The organism is Ferruginibacter sp., assembly GCF_049840995.1.
Classification (GTDB): domain Bacteria; phylum Bacteroidota; class Bacteroidia; order Chitinophagales; family Chitinophagaceae; genus Ferruginibacter.
Genome location: NZ_JASGIP010000003.1, coordinates 1,845,586 through 1,867,072, shown reverse-complemented (window position 1 = coordinate 1,867,072; position 21,487 = coordinate 1,845,586). Strand labels below are relative to the sequence as shown.

The following is a 21,487-nucleotide window of genomic DNA, read 5'->3' as shown; positions in this document are numbered from 1 at the left end:
TCGTTAATATCGGGTATTTACAGGGTCGTTTATTTTTTCTCCAGTACCAGTACTACTTTATTAAAGTCGGCGCTGGCGTTGATTATCTTTTTAAACTCGTCGAACATGCTGATAGGATAATCCGTTACAGAATAAAATTCATGCACTTTTATCTTCAGGTCGTTGCCTTCAATTTTATAAGTGGATACAAAGCCCATGGTTTCTTTTCCCATTTCCTTATCAGTGATATTCATGGCAAGGTCATTCAGGTTCTTAACCTGGTAACCAGCAGGAATAGTGAAGGTGATATCCCTGTCCAGTACATGCGGGTATTGCATGCTGATGGGTAACTGCCTTGCTTTTTCCTGGTACATCTGCTCTTGTGGTCCTATCACTTCGCCCAATTTCACCAATATTCTTTTGCCTGCAATTTCTAAAAGGTCGGCGCTTACAATATCTGCTTCAATGGTCAAAGGTTTTTTATAAAAGCCATCGGTAAAGGCTGTGTTCTGTACTTTAATGTTTTTTATATTATCGCTTTTGGCAACCGATTTAATGATGTCCTTGCTCAGGTCTTCCAGTTTATCTTTTGCAATAAAGTTATAAGCGGGCCTGTAAATGGTAGCGCCATATCCCAGCAATATCTGCTTGCTATGCAGTTCCAGCGAATCCATATCGCTGTTGAATTTTAAACTCACTTCCATATTATGAGCGCTTTCTTCAATAGGCTGAATTGGGATGTCATTGAAAGATGCCAATGCCGTTTTAAAATTACCGATGGTAGTTCCCTGCAGGAATAAACCTTTGGTATTTGCCCAGAAGGGATTAAAGTAAGGATACCTGTACGAGCTATTCACCGGTTCTAAAAAATGGCCTGTTGACGGGAAATAAAAAAGCATCTCATCAATCAACCGGTAATTTTCCAGCTCTTCATCCAAAGGAATATCATCTCTCTTGCTCGGGAAAACAATCTGCCAGTTAATACCCAGTTTGTCCATACAGATAATGAAAAGTTTATTCAAACCATCATTACTGGACACTTTCGTTTTTACAATCTTTTCAATTTTATCCGCATCTTCACCAATACCTTCTTTGTCGCTGTTGATATTTGTTTTTATATAATCTTCCAGCGTGATTATCTTCTGTTCTTCGCTGGCAGTGGCGGGAATATTCACTTGTTTTAAAAATCCTTCTACTGCTTTTGCTTCCTTGTCGGTATAACTTGTATAACCATTGTACACATTCTTTGCCAGTTCGTTCCAGGTAAACACCCTTACGTTCTTATCCTTGCTCAGGTTATAGGAAAATTTATACTGCACGTTCTTCGCATGTGCATCTTTATTGCCATATTTTTCATCATCAATGGCCAGTATATCTTTACAGGTGGCGGTAGTTACTCTTTTGGCACCAATAACAGTATCCCTGCTTACTGAAAACCCGTTGTACCCTTTTACAGTAAATGAAAGATAATCGGGTGTAACCAATATAAAATCTGCTTCTTCATAAGGCGTGGTGCTGGACTGAAAAATTTCGAGTCCGAAAAATGAAGAAGGTCTTTTTACCTGGTAATAATATTCGATCTCACTTCCTTTTTCCACACCTTCCAATGCAAATTTTTTGTAGGCCCTTCCTTCTTCTTCCACATCCAGTATCTTTTCAGCAGGCAGGTTCACTATTTTACCGCTGGGTAATATTGTTCTTGCTTTTACTTCTATCAGTTCGCTGCCGTTGTACACAGGCAGGTATATTTTATTGAACATTTCCACACCTTTGTCATCCATCACTTTTACCAGCTTTTTGGTAGTGGTAATGATCATCAGTCCTTTTTTATCTTCCTGCACATATTCCTGCATGCGCATATCCGACAATATCACGGCGCTTTCTGCATTGTACACAGCCTTCACTTTATGGGGTACCGGGTTGGGGTCCCATTTTATTGAAGGGCTCTGTGCTTTTGTGTGCAATGCCAGTACCAGCATCAACCCTGTTACCGAAAAAACTGTTTTCATATGTATCTTTTAATTTAAAATTATGTTTTGTTAACTGTTATAATTTTTTCTCCAGCACCACCTGTTCTTTATATTGTGCGGCTACTGCTTTGGTTGTTTTGTTCCACTCGTCAAACTTATCAGGCTGTACCATCAGGTTCTTATTCTGCAGTTCCTGGTAGGCAATTATCTTTCCGTCTTTTAATTCATACTGTATCTTTAAAGATATCAGGTCGTTGTCCACACTAAAGTTCTGTGGTTTGTAAGTTACCGTATATCCTTCAGGTATATTCAGTATGTGGTATTGCTTCAATATGTATTTATATTCCTGCTCGATAGGTACTTTTCGTTTAGCGGTATCTATTACCGTTGTGCCGAATAACTTTTCAAGGTTCAGGTTGATATAGTATTCATTGCCCACTTTTTTTCCGATACCCGGTATCTCGAAGTCAGCGGTGATATTCACCATATTCTCATCAGGGTTCACTTCTGTGATCTTGTAATTACCCAATATGAATTTATTACTTGCTTTACCCATCCTTGATTTTACATAATCCTTGGTCTCCTTTTCATCGCGGTATAATAATGCATTGTAAGTATCCTCTCCAAAATAACCATTGTAATTCACATTCTCCGTGCCTTTAATGCCATTATCGGTAAAGCTGATCACGGTACTATCTACAATGGTACTTTGCTGCGCCGCTGTAACGGGTATGGTAAGCACTTTGTATTCTTTTTCGGAGATGGCCACCAGCGCTTCCTTATTCTGAATAGCCGAAGGTGGTATACCGTATTTGGCATGCGGATCTGTACCATCCAGGAATACCCATTCGTTGTTGATGTTCGCAGCAGATATCATGTGGTTATCAACTATGGGTAAAGGCAGTTCGGTATAATTGTAAGGAATGTCCCTTGTACCGATCCAGGTGTAATAAGCTTTGATGTTGGCCATGCGCAGCATTTGTGTAATGATGCTGCTCATATCCTTACAATCGCCGTAACGTTTGCTGCATACTTCGGCTGCCTGGCGGGGTTTAAATCCTTCCAGCCCGTTCTCAAATGCCACATATTTAATATGCTGCTGCACCCATTTGTAAATACTTTTGGCTTTGTCTGTTTCTGTTTTTTTTCCGGTTACCAGGGAGTCCACGATCTTTTTTAAAGCGGGATCAGGTGTAAGATTCAGTTCCTTTGTAAAATCCACATTCCATTTATACAGGTCATCCAGGTTATTTAAAAATGGATGTGTGCCAGCATTGTCCTCGAAGCTGGCCACGTAAATAATGATATGCGGTACATAATAACTGTCATCCGGCGCATTACTGAAGTCATCTTCTCCTTTGTATTTTGATATCGTCCATTTATAAATAGTTTCCTTTTTCTTTTTGTCTTCGGTAAACTGGAACAACCCTTTACTATCATTCTTTACTACATACTTGATGGTAATATCATTAGGAACTATTACTGTATAGGAAGCCGACATTACCGGCACTGAACCCGGCAGGTAAAATGGCACCAGTAAATGTGCATCTTTATGGTACTGGCTGTATTCCATGTGCTGTATGGCGTTCTGCACCATTCCCGGAAAATCGAACGTGGTTTCTTTTACATCGTCGTAAAAAACATTGTTGCGCCTGCTGCTGGTGGTCTTTTGTTCGCCGATCTTGATCTTTTTATATTTGTCTCCATCAGGCACTTTCGTGTAGGCGTCCAGGTCATGCAGTTCATTATACCCGCTATGATATATTTTGGACCTGCTGTATGCAGCAGCATTCTTTTCGCTCAGCACCATCAGGTCTTTCTGGTAATTACTTTCCGCCACCACGGTGCCGTCTTTCACCATCAGCTTTAATTCCTGGCTGTAATTAGAAAATACGGCTTCCTGACCCGGAAAGGCCGCATTTACTTCGGCGGGTGTTTGCGCCAGGCCGCAATTGCAGTACAATAAAGCAATTGCTGCAATAAGTTTGATCTTTTTCTGTTTCATGTTACTGTACACTTAATAAGATGTCGTAATAAAAGGTACGGGTTTGTTTCAGCTTGCCCTGTTCGTCATAGTATTTGCAGGTACCATGCAGGTCGCTGTTATAATAATTTTCTTCTCTTTCCAGTTTGCCGTTTGGATAATACCATTTAGAGATACCGTGCTGGTTACCCAGTACATAATGTTCTTCTTTCCAAAGAGTGCCACTGGGATAATAAATTTTCTTTACACCGTCGTCATATCCAAACTGCCTTGTGCCATCCACAAATGGTTTGCCGTTGGAATAATAGAATTTTCTTACCCCTTCCACATCATTGTTCAGGTAATTGATCTCAGCACTCGGGTTACCGTTTTTATAAAAGCCATTTATTTTACCGGTGCTCCCTTTTAGCATAACCGGCGGCACTTTGTTACCTGCTTTGTCTTCGTAGGTATAACTTTTCAGGTCACCTTTTTTGTAATTCAGCACCACCGCAACCTGGCCGTTCTCTCCATAGAATGTGTACTCACCTTCCAGTTGATTGTTTTTGTAATTACCCACTTTATCCAGGCTGCCATCACGGTTGTATATTTTATCCACGCCTTCCAGTTTGCCATCTTTGTACATTTCTTCCTCACTCAGCTTGCCATTATCAAAGTAATACTTCCACGATCCTTGCTTTTCGCCATTCACATAGCGTCCTTCTGATTGTACCAATCCGCCATAAAAATAACTTTTGAAAACACTGTCCCTTTCGTCATTCTTATAAAAAGACTGCGAATGGAGTGTGCCATCAAAAAAGAATGTTTTATAACTGCCATTCAGCATATAATTATTGTAATTGCCTTCCACCATGTTCTTACCATTGTGGTGTTTAAAGATCAGCTGTCCCCTTCCTTTTTCAAACTTACTGGTGTATAATTCTTTACCGGTTGAATCGTATTGTACGATCTCTTCCAGCCAGCCATTGTGATAACGGTAATCGCAATCTTTAACATTACCGGGATAATAATATTCCGAGTAACCATCCAGTTCATTATTCAGGTAATATTCTTTGCTTTTGATATTGCCCATCTGGTTGTAAAAAATAATATCCTGTTGCTTATCGTTCTCTACGATCCAGCCTTCGTAATTCAGTTTACCGTTATAGAAATACCCTTTGGTATAACCATCTTCATCGCCGCTTTTAAAAGTATTCTCCACATTCTTCTGCCCGTTTGAAAAATACGATACATGCTCCCCTTCTTTTATACCGTCTTTAAAATTGGTTCTTTCACTTACCTTTCCGGATGCATAGAACTCTGTGAATTCTCCATCTTTATTACCATCCCTGTTAAAATAGCCTTGTGATGATTTTATGCCTTCCGGTGTAAAGAAAGTGATATCTGCAGCGCCTTTTCGTGTAGACGTTGTAGATATGTTATTGCCTTTGGCGTCGTAAAAATTAATTTCTCTCAGCTTACCTTTTTCGTAAGTGGCATCGCTGTACAGCTTTCCTTCATCGGTATAGTCTTCCAGTTTACCATCGATCTTCTTTTTGGTGTAATTCCCTTTTCTTTCCAGTTTGCCATTCTCGTAATACTCAGTGAACTCACCGGTAATTTCGCCGCCGCTGTACGTGGTTTTTTCTTTTACTGCACCACTGTTGTACCAGGTGGTCCACAATCCTTCTTTTTTATCGTCGGTAAATTCTCCCTGTGTTTCGGGTTTACCATCTTTGTAATAACTTTTGTAAACACCCTGTGCTTTTCCTTTGGCATACGATACTTCATCCTGCTTATTACCATTGGAATAATAATAGGTGAGCATGCCTTCCTGTTCATCGTCAGCATAATTGCCAACGTATTGCAGGTAACCGGTGCTGCTGTATCCTTTTTCCACGCCGTTCTTTTTATCCTCTTTATAAGTGCTGGTCTTGCGCAACAGCCCGTTATAAAAATATCCCGTTGAAACACCATTCATTTTACCATCGGTATAATTATAGGTGTACCATTTATTGCCATTGGTAAACCAGCCTTCCAGTTGGCCATTGAGTTTACCATTTTTGTAAAACGCTTTTTCTTTTATTTTACCGGTATTGTAATAATAAGTCCACTCTCCTTCTTTTTCAAAAGAACTGTTGAAGTTGCCTTTTGCTTTCACCAACCCGTTCAGCGGAAAATAGAATTCCCAGGGCCCTGTCATATCCACCGTTTTATCATGTACATTATAATTGCCTTTACCCAGGTATACCCCATTCTCATAATAATATCTTACCGCAGCATTTTTTCTGTCGGGTTCATTCAATACACGGGTATATTTTATTTCATTTAAATAAGCAATGGCTTTTTCTGCAAAAGCTTCCACTTTCTTTTTGTTCTTTTTTACCCAGCTGTCCACTTCTTTGATACCTAAACCGGAAAAGACAGAGAATACCATGGGTTCAAAATCATCTTCTTTAAACAACCTGCTGTAAAGTGGTACATAGAACTGCATGGCAAAGCCTTTGTCGTTGGCCCTGTATTCCAGTTTTTCATCCACCACCTGTACCTGGCGTACAATTTTATCTTCCAGGTCGGCTTTTAATTTGTATTGCTGATCCAATGCTATTTTAGATAATAATATCTGCTGCAGCATATCAAAATTATCTTCTTTGCCAGCCTTCTTTCCTTTTACGATCTCAAGTACATCATCCGATACTTTTGCAATAGCACTCAGGTTGTTCACACACTTGCTCATATACTTACCGGTAGGTGCTACCAGCAGGTAGGTTTTATAGGCCAGCATGGCCGGTACCAGGTTACCCTGGTTAAGATATATATTACCTAAAAAGTAATGCGCCGAACTGTAGTATGGATTGATCAATAAACATTGCTGGAAATTCAGTTTGGCATCATCCAGTTTTTCCATGCGCAGTTGTGTTACACCCTTATTAAAATACAGTATGTAAGATTGCGGATCTTTTTTCAAAGCCTCATCATACAAATTGATCGCTTCTTCCTGCTTGCCCATATCGTCCAGTGCATTGGCCGCCTGCATACTGAATTTAGGAAATTCTTCGGGAAATAACCGAAGGCCCTGCATAGCATACTGGTGTGCTGCCTGCAACTGGCTGTCGGCCTCGCAGCTCATACTCAGTTCGTATAATGCGCTGGAATAGTTGGTATCACTGCGGCTGATCTGTTTATACAAAGCAATGGCTTCTTTATATTTTTTCTGATCGTGCAGTTCATTGCCTTTTTGCAGCAGATCGCCACTATTTACAAGCGGGTTATTTTGCTGGGCGGTGGAACACTTAAAAATAAACAGGAAACATAGCACGGCAATAACAGCTTTGCCGCTGGTTTCAAAAGGGTGGCGCATAATGTTTAGATTAAGGTAAATAGCTTTGTTTTAGTAAAAATATTGCATTTTGTTTTAAAGCAATACTAAAAAGAACGGTTTTTTATGGCTGAAAAAGCCACAAAAGGGGCGTTTTGGCTTTTGAAGACCACCCTTAAAAGCGGGCATTTAAAAGGTCTATCTCAGGCTAGCGGGCAGCTTTTATTGCATAAGGCCATAAAAATCATGGCTTATCTCATGCAAGCTTCCCTTTAAAATGTTCCAGTATCTTTTCAGCAGCCTCCAGCTCTTCCTTCGGCACGGGTATACTCACCGTGTAACTGAACGGCTTCTTCCCGGCCTTTGTTTCGGTGCCTTTAAATTCCAGCAGCTCTTTTTTGGGGGAGTCAAATTTTACCATGGTTAATTGCCTGCAGTCATCATTCAATATCCATGTTTTATAGGTGCTGGTTATTTTATTATCTGTAAATAAGATCTCTTCTTCTTTTATTCCTTTTATTTTCTGATAAAGATCAAAAATGCTCCCCACGATAATTTTTAATATCCAGTAAATGATAATGATCAAAATGCACATCCCAAGCAGTGTGAAGGAACTGCTGACCTTGCTGGTGAATGGAATATTTGTTTTAAGCGTTGGACCTATCACTACAACGGTAAGCACGATAGAGCAGATGGCAGTAATACCTGCGATCCAGTTATCCAGTTGCTGCTGCGCCAGTTCGCCTTTTTTATATACCCATCCTATGATCAGTCTTGTACTCATAAACAGTTGGGTAAATCTATACCGGATCTGTAAAGCATGCTATACCCTGCTGATGGTATTTCGATGAGTGGAGGCAATAAAAAACCACCAGCTTTTACACTGATGGCTTTTATGTGCTTGTGATCCTTTTTTAAATTTTAACTGCACCCCATGCTGTTACCGCAGTTCAGGCATTTGTAACAGGTGCCGCTGCGTACAGTGATGTGTCCGCAGGTATTGCAGGCCGGTGCATCGCTCTGCATACTTTTAGCCGCTGCATTTACAGCATCCAGTGCATTGTGTACTCTTGGCGCTGCTGCAGTGCGGTGAGCCGCTTTTACAGGTTGCGGGGCAGTACCACCCAACACCCTTACTTCGCTCAGCTCTGGTTTGCGTTCGCCGATAGTGGGTGTGCTTTCATCCCATTCTTCATTGCCATTATTCTGTACTTCGGGTTTATCCAGTACATGAACCAGGTCGTTCCTGCCCAGGTATTCATAAGCCAGTGAGCGGAACATGAAGTCGATGATAGAAGTAGTGGTCTTGATATTCGGATGCTCCACCATTCCACTTGGTTCAAAACGGGTGAACACAAATTTTTCTACAAATTCTTCCAGTGGTACGCCATATTGTAAACCTATTGAAACTGCAATGGCAAAACAGTTGAGCATACTGCGCATGGTGGCGCCTTCTTTCGCCATATCAATAAATATCTCTCCTAAAGTACCATCGCTGTATTCGCCGGTGCGGAGGAACAATGCCTGGCCGTTGATCTTTGCTTTTTGTGTAAAGCCCCTGCGCTTGGCCGGTAATGCCCTGCGTTCCACGATCATGGCCAGCTGGCGTTTTAAAGTGGTATCGGCACTGTTCTGTACCCTTTTGTTCATTTCATCCAGCAGGTCGTCAATGGTCAGTTTACCCATATCCACCATAGTAGAAATATCCTGCGCCAGTGCAGCTGCATTTTCTTCGCTGATATTTTCGTCGAGCTTTTTCTTTTTGTCGGATTTATTGCTCAGCGGTTGAGACAACTTAGAACCATCACGGTAAAGCGCACACGCTTTTAAACCTAACTCCCAGCTCATACGGTATGCATCAGCAATTTCTTCCTGCGTGGCTTCGTTAGGCAGGTTGATGGTTTTAGAAATAGCGCCACTTAAGAAGGGTTGTGCTGCTCCCATCATGCGGATGTGCCCGTGTGCATGAATATAACGCTGACCTATCTGGCCGCATTTATTGGCGCAATCAAAAACGGGTAAGTGTTCTTCTTTCAAATAAGGGGCGCCTTCCACGGTCATGGTACCGCATACATAAATATTGGCTGCTTCAATTTCTGCTTCACTAAAGCCCAATGCTTCCAGCAGGTTCCAGCCAAAATCGTTGTATTGCTCCGGCTTAAATCCAAGGCGTTGCAAACAATCTTCACCCAGTGTATATACATTGAATACAAAGCCTATTTCAAAAGCAGCACCCAATGCTTTATTTACTTTTTCCACTTCAGCAGCAGTAAAGCCTTTTTCCATCAATGATTTGATATTGATGAAAGGCGCATTGTTCAGTGATGCATGTCCTTTAGCATAATTTACGATCGCTTCAATTTCTGCTTCGCTGTATTTTAAATTGCGTAATGCTGCAGGCACACTCTGGTTGATGATCTTGAAATAACCACCACCACTTAATTTTTTAAATTTCACTAAAGCAAAATCAGGTTCCACACCGGTGGTATCGCAATCCATTACCAGGCCAATGGTACCGGTTGGTGCTATCACAGTTGTTTGTGCATTGCGGTAACCGTATTTTTCACCCAGCTGTACTGCATCATCCCATGCTTTGGTAGCAGCTTTCAATAAATAATCCGGGCAGTATTTTGCCTGTATGCCCTGTGGTTTTATTTCAATACCTTCAAAAGCATCCTGTGCATCATACGCAGCAGCACGGTGATTGCGCATTACACGCAGCATGTGCTTTTTATTTTCTTCGTATTTGTCAAAGGCACCCAAAAAGCCCGCCATCTCTGCCGATGTTTTATAAGCAACACCGGTCATGATAGCAGTGATAGCACCTGCAATACCTCTTGCTTCTTCACTGTCGTAAGCAATTCCGCTTACCATTAACATGCTACCCAGGTTAGCATAGCCTAATCCCAATGTTCTGTAATCATAACTTAATTGTGCTACTTCTTTGCTGGGAAACTGCGCCATTAATACAGATATTTCCAGTACCACGGTCCATAAGCGGCAGGTATATTCAAAACCCGGTACATTGAAAGTGCTGCTGGCTTCATCAAAGAACTGGCGCAGGTTAACACTGGCCAGGTTACAGGCAGTGTTATCCAGGAACATATATTCACTGCAGGGGTTGGAAGCCCTTATCGGTCCACCTTCAGGGCAGGTATGCCATTCATTGATCGTAGTATCATATTGTGTACCGGGATCTGCACAGCGCCATGCTGCATAGTTGATCTGGTTCCACAATTCTCTTGCCTTTACTTTTTTCATCACACGGCCATCACTTCTTGCTTTCAGTTCCCAGTCACCATCTTCGTCCAGCACATTAAAGAAAGCATTGGGGATACGAACAGAGTTGTTACTGTTCTGCCCGCTCACTGTACGATAAGCCTCACCTTCATAATCATTAGAATAACCCGCAGCGATCAATGCCGCTACTTTATCTTCTTCTTTTGTTTTCCAGTTTACAAATTCTACAATTTCTGGATGATCCAGGTCGAGGCACACCATCTTGGCAGCCCTTCTAGTGGTACCACCGCTTTTAATAGCACCGGCTGCACGGTCACCGATCTTTAAAAAACTCATCAAACCACTCGAGGTTCCGCCGCCGCTTAATTTTTCTCCTTCGCCGCGGATGCTGGAAAAATTGGTACCCACGCCGCTGCCATATTTAAATATCCTGGCTTCACGCACCCACAGGTCCATGATACCGCCATCATTCACCAGGTCGTCACTCACACTTAAAATAAAGCAGGCATGTGGTTGCGGACGTTCGTAAGCATTGGCCGATTTTTTTAACTGGCCGTCAATTGCATCTACATAATAATGTCCCTGTGGTTTACCGGTAATACCATACACTTCGTGCAAACCGGTATTGAACCATTGTGGGCTGTTGGGCACGCAGGCCTGGTTCAAAATAGAGTACACTAATTCATCATAAAAAATAGCTGCATCCTTGGGGGTTGCAAAATAATTATATCTTTCGCCCCACACACGCCAGCAATGTGCCATGCGGTGGGCAACCTGTTTAACGGTGGTCTCTCTTCCTGTAGTACCATCTTGTAGTGGTACACCAGCTTTCCTGAAATATTTTTGTGCAAGGATATCGGTTGCTATCTGGCTCCACTGTTTCGGTACTTCCACATTGTCCATTTGAAATACAACTTCTCCTGTAGGATTTTTGATCACAGATGTACGGTAATCATATTCAAACATATCGTAAGGACTTACACCTTCCTTTGTAAACTGGCGACTGAATTGCAGCGCCTTAGCGGATGTTGGTTTTTTAGTTGGCATATAAGTGCTTGATTGGTGGGTTAAGTAAATGTTAAGCAAACGAAAATATTTGTTACCAACGAACAAACAAACTTTTTAATATTAACACTTGTGGACAATTGAGGTGGATAATTTTACAGATGCAACACTGTATTGACTTTGCTCACTTTTCCCCATTTTTTTCAAAAAAATGTTCGTTTAAAATCTTGTTTTTTTCCGCAAAATTTCATTGTGGAGTTTCGGGCTGTTCTAAGCCCTTTGTCATCAATTTACTACAAACGGGATGCCGGTAATTGCAGCCTGTTTGTTTTTTAAAAATTTTTAATAATTGGAATTAAGCTATTTCTTTGATAAAATATTTTACATGGACACCAAAAAAATATATACTGTAATTGCACTTGTTTTTATAGTAAGCAATGGTTATAATTTATTCTGGTTCTTAAAGAATTTTTTTGATTTCCACGACGGGCTGCCACTGAATTTTTATATACGGTACCTGCCTGTTTTCCTGGGCATTACCGGTGTCATCATTTTCCTCACATCAGGATTTAAGCGAAGCAATCTTTTAAGAATGATCATGTGCATGGAAGTGATCTCATTTCCTTTTATGCTGGCCTGGTACATAGAACTTTTCACCCGCTCTTACGGACCTTATGATGTACCCTTCAGGCCCAACTGGACCTTTTATGTAGGCTGCATCATGAATATTTCCTTATTGATCAGCAGCGTGGTTGGCCTGCGTTTATTATCGCATAATAAAGTGGCGAAACTCAATTACATTGAATACGGCGCTCATCGTTCCGTAGAGTTCTTTTTTGCACCGGCAGGCACCCGTTTCATCAACTGGCTGGTGGATGTAATTATCCTGGCTTTTGTTTTGAATATCAATAAAGATATATTCAAATACCTTTTCAAAGTGCCAGAAGAAATGATATGGCAGGTTGTTTCCATCATTGAAATATGCTACCTGCTTTTTTATTTTATTTTACTGGAAGGCGTATTTAATACCAGTGCTGGCAAATGTGTAACCGGTACCACTATTGTAAATGAAAAGGGCAACCGGCCTGATTTCGGGCAGGTGCTTGCACGCAGCTTCAGCCGTTTAATACCTTTTGAAGCATTTAGTTTTTTTGCCAACAATGGGAGAGGCTGGCACGATACCATCAGCAAAACTTATGTTACTGCCAGTATTAATAAAGAAGAACAGGATGCAGGTGAAATTACTTTTGATGCAGAATTAAATCAAACTACCGTATGAGAACAGTGATACAAAGAGTAGCGAACGCTTCAGTAACCATCGATGGTGATACCACAGCAGCAATACAGCAGGGTTTGCTGGTACTGATCGGTATTGAAGATGCAGATACCGCGGAAGATATTGAATGGTTAAGTAACAAGATCGTGAACCTCCGCGTATTTGATGATGAAAATAAAGTACCGAATATTTCAGTAAAAGATAGTGGAGGAGATATTTTATTGGTCAGCCAGTTTACATTGCATGCCGCTACTAAAAAAGGCAACCGCCCTTCATACATTAAAGCTAGCAAACCGGATATTGCTATTCCACTGTATGAAGCAATGATAATACAGTTGGAAAAAGATCTTGGGAAAAAAATATTTACGGGAGTATTCGGTGCAGATATGAAAGTGGCCTTATTAAACGACGGCCCAGTGACTATTTGGATAGACACTAAAAACAAAGAATAATTTTTACAAAAATTTATTATGAGTGACATTACTTTAAAGCAGGCACAGGAACAAGTAGACACCTGGATCAAAACTATTGGCGTAAAATATTTTAACGAACTCACCAATCTTGGCATATTAATGGAAGAAGTAGGTGAACTGTCGCGGCTGATGGTTCGGACTTATGGTGAACAATCATTCAAAGAAAGCGATAAAGGAAAAGAATTAGGCGATGAAATGGCAGACGTTTTGTGGGTATTGATATGCCTGGCCAATCAAACAGGTGTGGACCTGACCAGCGCCCTGCAAAAAAATTTTGAAAAGAAAAATATACGGGATGCCAACAGGCACCGGGATAATGATAAACTAAAATAAAGCAATGAAACTTTCGGTAAAAGATATATGGACCATCATCAAAAGATCTTTTACTGATTTTTTTGCCAACAAGGTATTGAAGCTGAGTGCAGCGCTCGCTTATTACACCATCTTCTCCTTACCGGCCATGCTCATCATTATTATTTCTGTGAGCAATATTTTTTATGGCCGTGCTGCTGTTGAAGGAACCTTGTATCACCAGATCGCTGATTTTGTAGGCACTGATGCAGCATTGCAGATACAGCAAACCATCCGCAGCGCTTCCTTATCCACCAGCAGCAGTTTTGCAACCATAGTTGGTATCGTTACGCTGGTATTCGGCGCCACCAGTGTATTTGGAGAGATACAGGATTCCATCAATCTTATCTGGAAATTAAAAGCCAAACCACGTAAAGGAAAAGGCTTTTTAAAAATGCTTATCAACAGGCTGCTTTCTTTTTCCATTGTGGTAAGCCTGGGTTTTTTATTACTGGTATCACTGGTGGTGAACGGATTGATGGATGCACTCATTACACGCCTCACAAATTTGTTTCCGCAGCTCACCGTTGTATTGGTATATGCACTCAACCTGGTATTAACCTTCGGCATTACTTCGCTGTTATTTGCTTTGATATTTAAAGTGCTGCCCGATGCAAGGATACAATGGAAGCACGTAAGAGCAGGCGCATTTACCACGGCCGCACTTTTTATGATCGGCAAATTTTTGATCAGCTATTATTTGGGCCATAGTAAACTTTCCAACAGTTATGGTGCAGCAGGTTCCCTGATCGTATTATTGCTTTGGGTATATTATTCAGCAGCCATACTGTATTTTGGTGCGGTTTTTACCCATGTATATGCGGTGTATACCGGTTCTGCCATACTTCCCAATAATTATGCGGTATGGGTACAGCAGGTAGAAGTGGAATCGGTGAAGCCGGTGCATGAGCAACCTGCTGAAAAAAAAGTTATCAAGACTTCGGAAACGCCGCCACAGGCATAAAATATCTCCTGTATAAATTATTCGGTTTGTATATTTACAGCAACAGGCTATAGCTACCAATGCTATCTATACCCAATAAAATATCAAGATGAATTATGCCGAACTGCCTTTGCATGAAAGAATTCAGCATGCGGCAAACTATGCTTTAATATTGAAAGATGATCCATTAAAAACCCCTGAGCAGGTAATAGAAGAACTTTCGGCAACCTTCTTTTTGTCTCAAACCGAAGCAACAACAGCTTACCAGCTAAGCAAAAAAGATTTTCCGGGGGAATACAAAGCGGCTAAAAAAGCCAAGACATGGCATTACATTGTGCTTATACTTACAAGCCTGTTAGCTGGTGGCTACTATTTATTCTTTTCCCGTCAACCTGGCTTCGGTTTTATGATCGCTTTTGCCATTTTTTTCTTTTTATCTGTATTAGCGATCATAAATATCGCATTCAAAAATCTTTCGGAAAATACTCTTATCAGGTACCCGGTTTTAAAACATTATAAAAAGAATTTTTTCTTCCAGCTTTTCCCGGGTACTTTATTTTTTTTCGCTGCGTGTTTTTGTCAGTTTCAATTTCAAGGTATTATTAAGCAGCAGGACCTCGCTGTAAAAAAATTGGTGCTTGCTGAAAAGATCACACATCTTGAATCAGGAGGTAAGTCTTCTTATTGGTATTACAATTTTCAATTTCGCGGTTATACAAAAGCCTTTCACTTTGATAGTTACGATTATAAATATGCAGATACTTTACCTGCTTTTAAAAACTATGAAATTGGTGACAGCATTACAATAGAAATATTAAAAAATGATATAGAAGACCTGAACACAAAAAGTTTTTTTTCTAAATATAATCGTATTGTAAGTACCTGGGTAAATGGTAAAAGCATCATTAATTACGATAAAAGATACCAGCGCATTATAAATGAAAGAAAAAAACGGCTTACTATTTCATTTTGGGCCTTTCTTATCAATATTACTATCATCGGTCTTATTCTCAGATTTCCAAATACGAAGAGGGAAGGTTAAGCAAGGCGCATTTCAGGATATTCGCTCCTTATTGTTTTATCCACGTGGTAGCCACTAAATAGTCAGCATAATAGGAAAAATTTGTAACTTAATATTTCCCGCACGTTTAAGTTTTACCGTATTTTACAGTCATAAAACAGCAAAAAAACCGAAATGAAAAATAGCCTGATTTACTGCTCTTGTTTATTGCTATTGTTGTTTTCCTTCCACTATTCAGGTCAATGCCAGGTAAAGAAAAAAATACCTTCCCTCAGCCACACTAAAAAAAAGCCTGCTACAGGTGAAAAAAGATTCTTTTTTAAAACCGAGGAAGAAGCACGTAAATGGATATATGATGATTCAATAAAACGCAGGACAGTTTATATCAGTGATTCCATAAAACAAGCTTTTCAGGATAGCGTCAATTATATTAAAGATTCTATTGCTGGCGAGATTGAACTTAAAAAAAGAAAAGAAGCATTTTATGAAGTGCACGAACAATTTCTGTTTCCAAAAGATTCATTAAATTATGTAGATGTACTCACTGCTTCTCTCATTAAAGCCAATAGTACAGTAGATGTTGACAGTGCTTGTATAATAATTGCAAAACATTTTTCAACATCATTGCAAAAAGCAAGAGCTGTATTTTATTGGGTAGCTTCAACGGTGCAATACGATTGGTTGGGGTTTAGAAATAATTTCATCTTGCCTATCTTTAACGAAGACGAAAATGCTGCCGTTACTTTCAAAAACAAAAGAGGTGTTTGCCAGAATTACAGTAATCTTTATAAATACATGTGCAAAAAGATCGGGGTAGAATGCAAGACAATACTGGGATGGGGTAAAAATTTTCCGATATGTATAACCGGCGATATTGATAAAGACCCAAATCATGCGTGGAATGCTGTTAAAACAAATAAAGGATGGATGCTCCTGGATGCAACCTGGGCATGCAGGGATACCACAGGAAAAGTAGATAGCTATTGGTTCAATACAGCACCGGAAGAATTTATATACAATCATTTTCCCGAGGACTCATCCAATCAGTTTTTAAAATCGAGGGTTAGCAAAACCGAATTTTCAAATTTCCCGATAGTATCTGATGATTTTTTTAAATCGAAGTTTGATTTTGATGTTCCGCAAAATGGAAGTTTACTTGCTACCGGTAAAAAATTTTCTATCTCTAAACCATTATCACAAACGAATTATTCCATTACCTACAGCCTTATACCTTACAAGGGAACCCGCATGAGTAACTATAGTGGAGATGATGAAACTCCAGATGTTGAAACAACCGCAGTGATAGATAAAAAAAACAAGTCTGTTGATTATGAAATGGATTTCCCTTCAAAGGGCGTGTGGTGGCTCTGCATAACGATTGATAAAAAAATAAAGAATCAATATATAGACAACGTTTCATTTTACAGGGCATTGATGCTTAAAGTAACTTATCGCTAAGTGTGGTTTTGCCTTTTGTGCAAACCCTGCAGATTTCAAAATCAGCCATTTATTTCATAATTTTGCACCCTTATGGCAAACGAACAGAACAATTTCCAGGAATTGATAGCACACTGCAAGGAATATGGTTATATATTTCAGAGCAGTGAAATTTATGATGGTCTTGCAGCGGTGTACGACTACGGGCAGAATGGCGCCCAGCTGAAAAAGAATATCCGTGATTACTGGTGGAAAAGTATGACGCAACTGCACGACAATATCGTGGGCATTGACGCAGCGATCTTTATGCATCCTACTACTTGGAAAGCGAGCGGCCACGTGGATAATTTCAGCGACCCAATGATCGATAATAAGGACAGCAAGAAAAGATACCGTGTGGATCACCTGATAGAAGGCTTTGCCGAAGAGCTGAAAGCTGCCGGTAAAGAGCAGGAAGCAGAAAAAGTATTGGCCGATATGGATGCATTGCTGGCGAAGGATGATTATGCAGGATTAAAAACTTTAATTGACGACAATAAAATAAAATGCGGCATCAGCAAAACCAGCAACTGGACCGATGTGCGCCAGTTCAACCTGATGTTCTCTACAGAATTTGGTGCCGTGGCATCTGATAATCCTGATGAGAATAAAGTGTACCTGCGCCCCGAAACAGCACAGGGTATTTTCGTTAATTTTTTGAATGTGCAAAAGACCGGCCGTATGAAGATACCATTTGGTATTGCACAAACCGGTAAGGCATTCCGTAATGAAATTGTTGCAAGACAATTCATTTTCCGTATGCGGGAATTTGAACAAATGGAAATGCAGTTCTTCATCCGTCCTGGTACACAAATGGAATGGTACAATTACTGGAAAGACGAAAGAAAAAAATGGCACGAGAGCATTGGTATACCGGCTGAAAAACTACGTTACCATAACCACGTAAAACTGGCGCACTACGCAGATGCAGCATTGGATATTGAATTTGAATTCCCATTTGGCTGGAAAGAACTGGAAGGTATTCACAGCCGTACAGATTTTGATCTTACACAACACCAGACTTTCAGCAAAAAGAAAATGCAGTACTTCGATAATGATATCGATCCTGCAACCGGTAAGGCATACGGCAATTATGTACCGTACGTGCTGGAAACATCCGTAGGTCTCGACCGGCTGTTCTTAACCATTATCAGCCTGGCTTATGCAGAAGAAAAATGGACGAAAGAAGATGGTACAGAAGACAGCCGCGTGGTATTGCGCATCCCTGCAAAGATCGCTCCCACCAAACTGGCTATTCTTCCATTGGTTAAAAAAGATGGGCTGCCCGAAATAGCAAGGGAATTGATGGATGATTGCAAAAGCAGCTTCATGTGTTTTTACGAAGAAAAAGATGCTATTGGTAAACGTTACCGCCGCATGGATGCCATCGGCACACCATTCTGCGTAACCATCGATCACCAGACAAAAGAAGACAACACCGTTACCATCCGTTACAGGGATACCATGGTGCAGGAAAGAATTGCAATGGCCGATGTAAAAAAACTGGTGCTGGAAAAAATTAACTGAGCGTTTTAATTATAATAGAAAAAGGAGCATTACCATGCTCCTTTTTTATTTTTATTTCTTCTTCAACACCACCGGTTCTTTCAAATAATCAAACAGTTTTTTAAACACCTCTTTCAGTATATCATATTCATCAACGGCATAAAGGCTCTTTTTAAAATCAAACTCCAGCATACAGGTCAGTGTATTGTTTGCTTTATCAAAAGTTACCGAACGGCTGAACACAATATCCTTGTCCAGCGTGGTCATTTTGATGCTTTTGGGCATAGCATCCAGGTTGTAATTGGCAGGCAATGCAACAGATACATAGGTATGTATATTGCGTATATAACCAAAATTCACATTACTGAAACGGTTGTCATTGATAAAAGGGTTTTTATCAAAGCCCGTAAAAAGGTTCAACGGCACATATAGGTAATCGCCGGCGGCAGAAAGATTAGTACGGAAGTCAAAACGCTGTTCTGCATTCAGTGAATCATTATCCTGGTTCATAAACTGGAAGTCGCTGACGCTGATACCATTTTTCTGGTACATGCGTTTGATATATTGCTCTTTGCCCTCTTCTTTATAGCTGCTTATTTTTTTTATCCTGGAGTAACCGCTGCTGCTTACAAAAGCTTCGCCAGATAATACTCCTTCGCTACTAACCGTATCCTGTACATTTATAAAATCACTGTACTGCAACGAATCATTGGTGATATTTACAATACCACCTCTTTTACGGTTTACGATCAGCGCATTGGTGTTCAGTATATCATTGGGTATGATATGCGCCGGTGTAAAAAGATCGGTGGCATCCAGGTAATATTTCCGTTCTTTTATTATCACGCAGGCAAATACCGAATTGAACTGATCGATAAAGGGTGTTTTAACATCCACTTTGCCATGAAAACGTTCACTTACCAGCACAGGATAAGTTTCCAGATCCACTTCTTTTAAAAGGTTCACGAGTATCAGGTTGATCTCGCCGCTTGTGCCCTTCTTTTTCTCCCAGGCATCTTTTACCCCATCGCCGGCAAATTTGCTGTACACATCATTCCAGCTCATATTGTTTCTTACATAATTGTACACGGCCTTCATCTTATCTTCTTCTACCGGCATTTTTTTTACTTCGTCGGTAAAAGCGCTGGTGCCGGCAATATTCTTTCCCAACTGGTTGCCGAATTCTTTGGCACTCAGCAATTCCCTGATCACTTCATCCCACGAGGTCATATAATTGGTTCGGCCCATTCCGTTGTTATAACCGCTCAGCTGAAAAACCACTTTTTGTACATAATCTTCCCGGGCATCCATATAAGGTTCATCCGTAAGCGAAGGAATATTATTCATCTCAAACATCACCCTGCCATTATCCTTGTCTAATTTTACATTTGCCGGCAGGTCATCCCGCTTATGCAGTTTGTAAGTAAATTCAGCCCTCGGCAAAACAGTGAGGATATATTTACTTTTTACCACGGGCAGGTCTTTTTGAAAATCCCAGTCATCGAGACCGCCATAATTTTTCATAATGCTGCGATAGCTGTATTCAATAATACTACCCACTCTTATATTGGGAAAAGTAAAAGTTACCACTCCAATACGTTCATTGATATCTTTTGTGTAAAATGCTTTTTTAGGTAGTTTTTCTTTTACCAGTTGCCCGATATCATCCGTATTGATCACCATTGCTTCTAGCACATTAATAAATTCAAAATCGTCCTTACGCCAGAAGCGCAATGATATATTGGCTTCATCAAAGCCTTTTTCTTTGAGTATTTTTATACGCACATGATGATTGGTGATCAGGTGGTATTGATCATCATGATCCGATACCGCTTCATTCAAAAGTATCACGGCATTCGCATCTTTGTCAAAACTGCATTCTTTTAAATTCAGTTCATCGCCGCTTACAATACCAAATTCAGAAAGATCCTGTGCAAAGGAAATAAAAGGGATCAATAGTATGATCACTGAAAGTAGCAGGTACTGTTTCATAGTACAAATCATGAGGGTTTTATGATGGGTGTTTGCTTATACGCCAAACTGCTGCAGGTGATGGTCCAGGTGCTTCCACGTGCCCTTGCTCCATTGCTCCTTGGTCATGCGCCCGAAAATAGGATGCGGTTGATCCGTCATACTGTTTTCATTAAAGCGTTGCACCATATCCACCAGTTTTTGTTGTTCGCTTGTAAAATCTTTTTGCTGCCCTGTCATCACAAAAGATCTGTCTGTACCCAGGTTGCGTTTAAAAGGCTTTTCATTATACAGCAGGTGTTTGAACATGGGGCCTACCAGTTTAAAGAAAAAACTGCCTTTTAATTGATGGTCGCCGGTGGCAACACCTAAAGGCATCTGGCAATGCGCCAGCATTTGCGCCACATTCATTTTACCCCACAGCGCCGGGCTCTGCGGCGTTAACCGGTTGATCCGTTGAATGATCTCCTGCTTCGCAGCGTTGTCAAACAGGTCTTTTACTTCCATAAACTTTTCATTGGGTTTTATAGATCAGTGCATACAACCTACATATACTTCGCATTGTTTGCTGTAAGCATCTTTAAATATTCGTTTCGCTTTTTTTAATGCAGTTGCTGTTTCTTCCGTTGAGCCGCTCGCTACCACTACTATATAATATCCTTTGGTAAATCCATCAAAAGCATCACTCCATTCAATACTGATGTAATCGCCGCTGTCATATCTTCCCCTGGAAATATAACAGGGGTAACCACCTTCATTTTCACAATCCTTTTCAGAATAAGTAAGGCCATTCTTTTTATTGGGTTTCAGGTCACGAAGGTCCAGTTTCTGTTGTAGTTGCTGCGCAGCCTTTTCTGCAGTTGCTTTTGCAGCATTATAATTCTTTGTTGACTGTATAATAACAAAACTTGTTTTCACGTAAGGGCGTTCGTCCTGCCCATTGCACATGCCGGCAATAAAAAATAAATGGATAACAAGAAGATATTTTTTCATA

Annotated in this window: 16 protein-coding genes; 8 read left to right on the top strand and 8 right to left on the bottom strand. The window is 40.4% G+C overall.

All coding sequences use genetic code 11. The features are described 5' to 3' along the window. Positions 1–29: 29 nt before the first annotated feature. Genes QM738_RS09795 through QM738_RS09785 form a run of 3 tightly spaced genes read right to left on the bottom strand, consistent with a single transcriptional unit; the run spans position 30 to position 7,273 of the window. Positions 30–1,988: a DUF3857 domain-containing protein gene (locus QM738_RS09795; RefSeq protein WP_462276510.1), complete on the bottom strand. Its 1,959-nt coding sequence runs from the start codon at positions 1,986–1,988 to the stop codon at positions 30–32. Positions 1,989–2,025: 37 nt separating this feature from the next. After that, positions 2,026–3,954 carry a DUF3857 domain-containing protein gene (locus QM738_RS09790; protein WP_462276509.1) on the bottom strand — a complete coding sequence of 643 codons (1,929 nt, stop codon included), beginning with the start codon at positions 3,952–3,954 and terminating at the stop codon, positions 2,026–2,028. 1 nt (position 3,955) lies between these two features. Further along, positions 3,956–7,273, bottom strand: coding sequence for a tetratricopeptide repeat protein (locus tag QM738_RS09785; protein WP_462276508.1), 3,318 nt, complete (start codon positions 7,271–7,273; stop codon positions 3,956–3,958). An 84-nt stretch (positions 7,274–7,357) separates the two neighbouring features. Between QM738_RS09785 and QM738_RS09780 the strand changes: the two genes are divergently transcribed. Continuing rightward, positions 7,358–7,507, top strand: a complete 150-nt coding sequence (locus tag QM738_RS09780) for a hypothetical protein (RefSeq protein WP_462276507.1) — start codon at positions 7,358–7,360, stop codon at positions 7,505–7,507. On the opposite strand, the gene QM738_RS09775 is transcribed toward QM738_RS09780, so the two are convergent. Both QM738_RS09775 and QM738_RS09770 read right to left on the bottom strand, forming a co-directional pair. Further along, positions 7,488–8,015 carry a hypothetical protein gene (locus QM738_RS09775; RefSeq protein ID WP_462276506.1) on the bottom strand — a complete coding sequence of 176 codons (528 nt, stop codon included), beginning with the start codon at positions 8,013–8,015 and terminating at the stop codon, positions 7,488–7,490. The genes QM738_RS09780 and QM738_RS09775 overlap by 20 nt on opposite strands. A 137-nt stretch (positions 8,016–8,152) precedes the next feature. Beyond that, positions 8,153–11,518: a vitamin B12-dependent ribonucleotide reductase gene (locus QM738_RS09770; RefSeq protein WP_462276505.1), complete on the bottom strand. Its 3,366-nt coding sequence runs from the start codon at positions 11,516–11,518 to the stop codon at positions 8,153–8,155. A 343-nt stretch (positions 11,519–11,861) separates the two neighbouring features. Here QM738_RS09770 and QM738_RS09765 point away from each other — a divergent pair, with 343 nt between their 5' ends. From QM738_RS09765 to QM738_RS09735, 7 genes are all read left to right on the top strand, one after another. After that, the gene (locus QM738_RS09765; RefSeq protein WP_462276504.1) at positions 11,862–12,755 is read left to right on the top strand and encodes an RDD family protein; all 894 of its coding nucleotides are present in this window, start codon (positions 11,862–11,864) and stop codon (positions 12,753–12,755) included. Further along, positions 12,752–13,204, top strand: coding sequence for a D-aminoacyl-tRNA deacylase (dtd, locus tag QM738_RS09760; RefSeq protein ID WP_462276503.1), 453 nt, complete (start codon positions 12,752–12,754; stop codon positions 13,202–13,204). Before QM738_RS09765 ends, dtd begins: the two co-directional genes overlap by 4 nt. 18 nt (positions 13,205–13,222) lie before the next feature. Next, complete coding sequence (locus QM738_RS09755; RefSeq protein ID WP_462276502.1) at positions 13,223–13,558, top strand: nucleotide pyrophosphohydrolase; 336 nt, start codon at positions 13,223–13,225, stop codon at positions 13,556–13,558. Positions 13,559–13,562: 4 nt separating this feature from the next. Then, entirely contained in the window at positions 13,563–14,540 is a 978-nt protein-coding gene (locus QM738_RS09750; protein ID WP_462276501.1) for a YihY/virulence factor BrkB family protein, read from the top strand. Positions 14,541–14,628: 88 nt separating this feature from the next. Next, positions 14,629–15,561, top strand: a complete 933-nt coding sequence (locus QM738_RS09745; protein ID WP_462276500.1) for a hypothetical protein — start codon at positions 14,629–14,631, stop codon at positions 15,559–15,561. A 153-nt stretch (positions 15,562–15,714) separates the two neighbouring features. Next, positions 15,715–16,998 carry a transglutaminase domain-containing protein gene (locus QM738_RS09740; RefSeq protein ID WP_462276499.1) on the top strand — a complete coding sequence of 428 codons (1,284 nt, stop codon included), beginning with the start codon at positions 15,715–15,717 and terminating at the stop codon, positions 16,996–16,998. A 72-nt stretch (positions 16,999–17,070) separates the two neighbouring features. Next, entirely contained in the window at positions 17,071–18,543 is a 1,473-nt protein-coding gene (locus QM738_RS09735; protein WP_462276498.1) for a glycine--tRNA ligase, read from the top strand. A 51-nt stretch (positions 18,544–18,594) separates the two neighbouring features. Here the strand turns inward: QM738_RS09735 and QM738_RS09730 are convergent, their stop codons facing one another. Genes QM738_RS09730 through QM738_RS09720 form a run of 3 tightly spaced genes read right to left on the bottom strand, consistent with a single transcriptional unit; the run spans position 18,595 to position 21,486 of the window. Further along, positions 18,595–20,514 carry a DUF3857 domain-containing protein gene (locus QM738_RS09730; RefSeq protein WP_462276497.1) on the bottom strand — a complete coding sequence of 640 codons (1,920 nt, stop codon included), beginning with the start codon at positions 20,512–20,514 and terminating at the stop codon, positions 18,595–18,597. Between the two features lie 36 nt (positions 20,515–20,550). Further along, complete coding sequence (locus QM738_RS09725; RefSeq protein WP_462276496.1) at positions 20,551–21,000, bottom strand: DUF1569 domain-containing protein; 450 nt, start codon at positions 20,998–21,000, stop codon at positions 20,551–20,553. Between the two features lie 24 nt (positions 21,001–21,024). Further along, the gene (locus QM738_RS09720; protein ID WP_462276495.1) at positions 21,025–21,486 is read right to left on the bottom strand and encodes a hypothetical protein; all 462 of its coding nucleotides are present in this window, start codon (positions 21,484–21,486) and stop codon (positions 21,025–21,027) included. Between the last annotated feature and the right edge of the window lies 1 nt (position 21,487).

What these genes read in the sequence shown, in the direction of transcription:
- QM738_RS09730 (WP_462276497.1), bottom strand. Translation starts at nt 20,514, where the DNA reads ATGAAACAGTACCTGCTACTTTCAGTGATCATACTATTGATCCCTTTT.
- QM738_RS09795 (WP_462276510.1), bottom strand. Translation starts at nt 1,988, where the DNA reads ATGAAAACAGTTTTTTCGGTAACAGGGTTGATGCTGGTACTGGCATTG.
- QM738_RS09745 (WP_462276500.1), top strand. Translation starts at nt 14,629, where the DNA reads ATGAATTATGCCGAACTGCCTTTGCATGAAAGAATTCAGCATGCGGCA.
- dtd (WP_462276503.1), top strand. Translation starts at nt 12,752, where the DNA reads ATGAGAACAGTGATACAAAGAGTAGCGAACGCTTCAGTAACCATCGAT.
- QM738_RS09735 (WP_462276498.1), top strand. Translation starts at nt 17,071, where the DNA reads ATGGCAAACGAACAGAACAATTTCCAGGAATTGATAGCACACTGCAAG.
- QM738_RS09720 (WP_462276495.1), bottom strand. Translation starts at nt 21,486, where the DNA reads ATGAAAAAATATCTTCTTGTTATCCATTTATTTTTTATTGCCGGCATG.
- QM738_RS09775 (WP_462276506.1), bottom strand. Translation starts at nt 8,015, where the DNA reads ATGAGTACAAGACTGATCATAGGATGGGTATATAAAAAAGGCGAACTG.
- QM738_RS09770 (WP_462276505.1), bottom strand. Translation starts at nt 11,518, where the DNA reads ATGCCAACTAAAAAACCAACATCCGCTAAGGCGCTGCAATTCAGTCGC.
- QM738_RS09740 (WP_462276499.1), top strand. Translation starts at nt 15,715, where the DNA reads ATGAAAAATAGCCTGATTTACTGCTCTTGTTTATTGCTATTGTTGTTT.
- QM738_RS09750 (WP_462276501.1), top strand. Translation starts at nt 13,563, where the DNA reads ATGAAACTTTCGGTAAAAGATATATGGACCATCATCAAAAGATCTTTT.
- QM738_RS09765 (WP_462276504.1), top strand. Translation starts at nt 11,862, where the DNA reads ATGGACACCAAAAAAATATATACTGTAATTGCACTTGTTTTTATAGTA.
- QM738_RS09780 (WP_462276507.1), top strand. Translation starts at nt 7,358, where the DNA reads ATGGCTGAAAAAGCCACAAAAGGGGCGTTTTGGCTTTTGAAGACCACC.
- QM738_RS09790 (WP_462276509.1), bottom strand. Translation starts at nt 3,954, where the DNA reads ATGAAACAGAAAAAGATCAAACTTATTGCAGCAATTGCTTTATTGTAC.
- QM738_RS09785 (WP_462276508.1), bottom strand. Translation starts at nt 7,273, where the DNA reads ATGCGCCACCCTTTTGAAACCAGCGGCAAAGCTGTTATTGCCGTGCTA.
- QM738_RS09755 (WP_462276502.1), top strand. Translation starts at nt 13,223, where the DNA reads ATGAGTGACATTACTTTAAAGCAGGCACAGGAACAAGTAGACACCTGG.
- QM738_RS09725 (WP_462276496.1), bottom strand. Translation starts at nt 21,000, where the DNA reads ATGGAAGTAAAAGACCTGTTTGACAACGCTGCGAAGCAGGAGATCATT.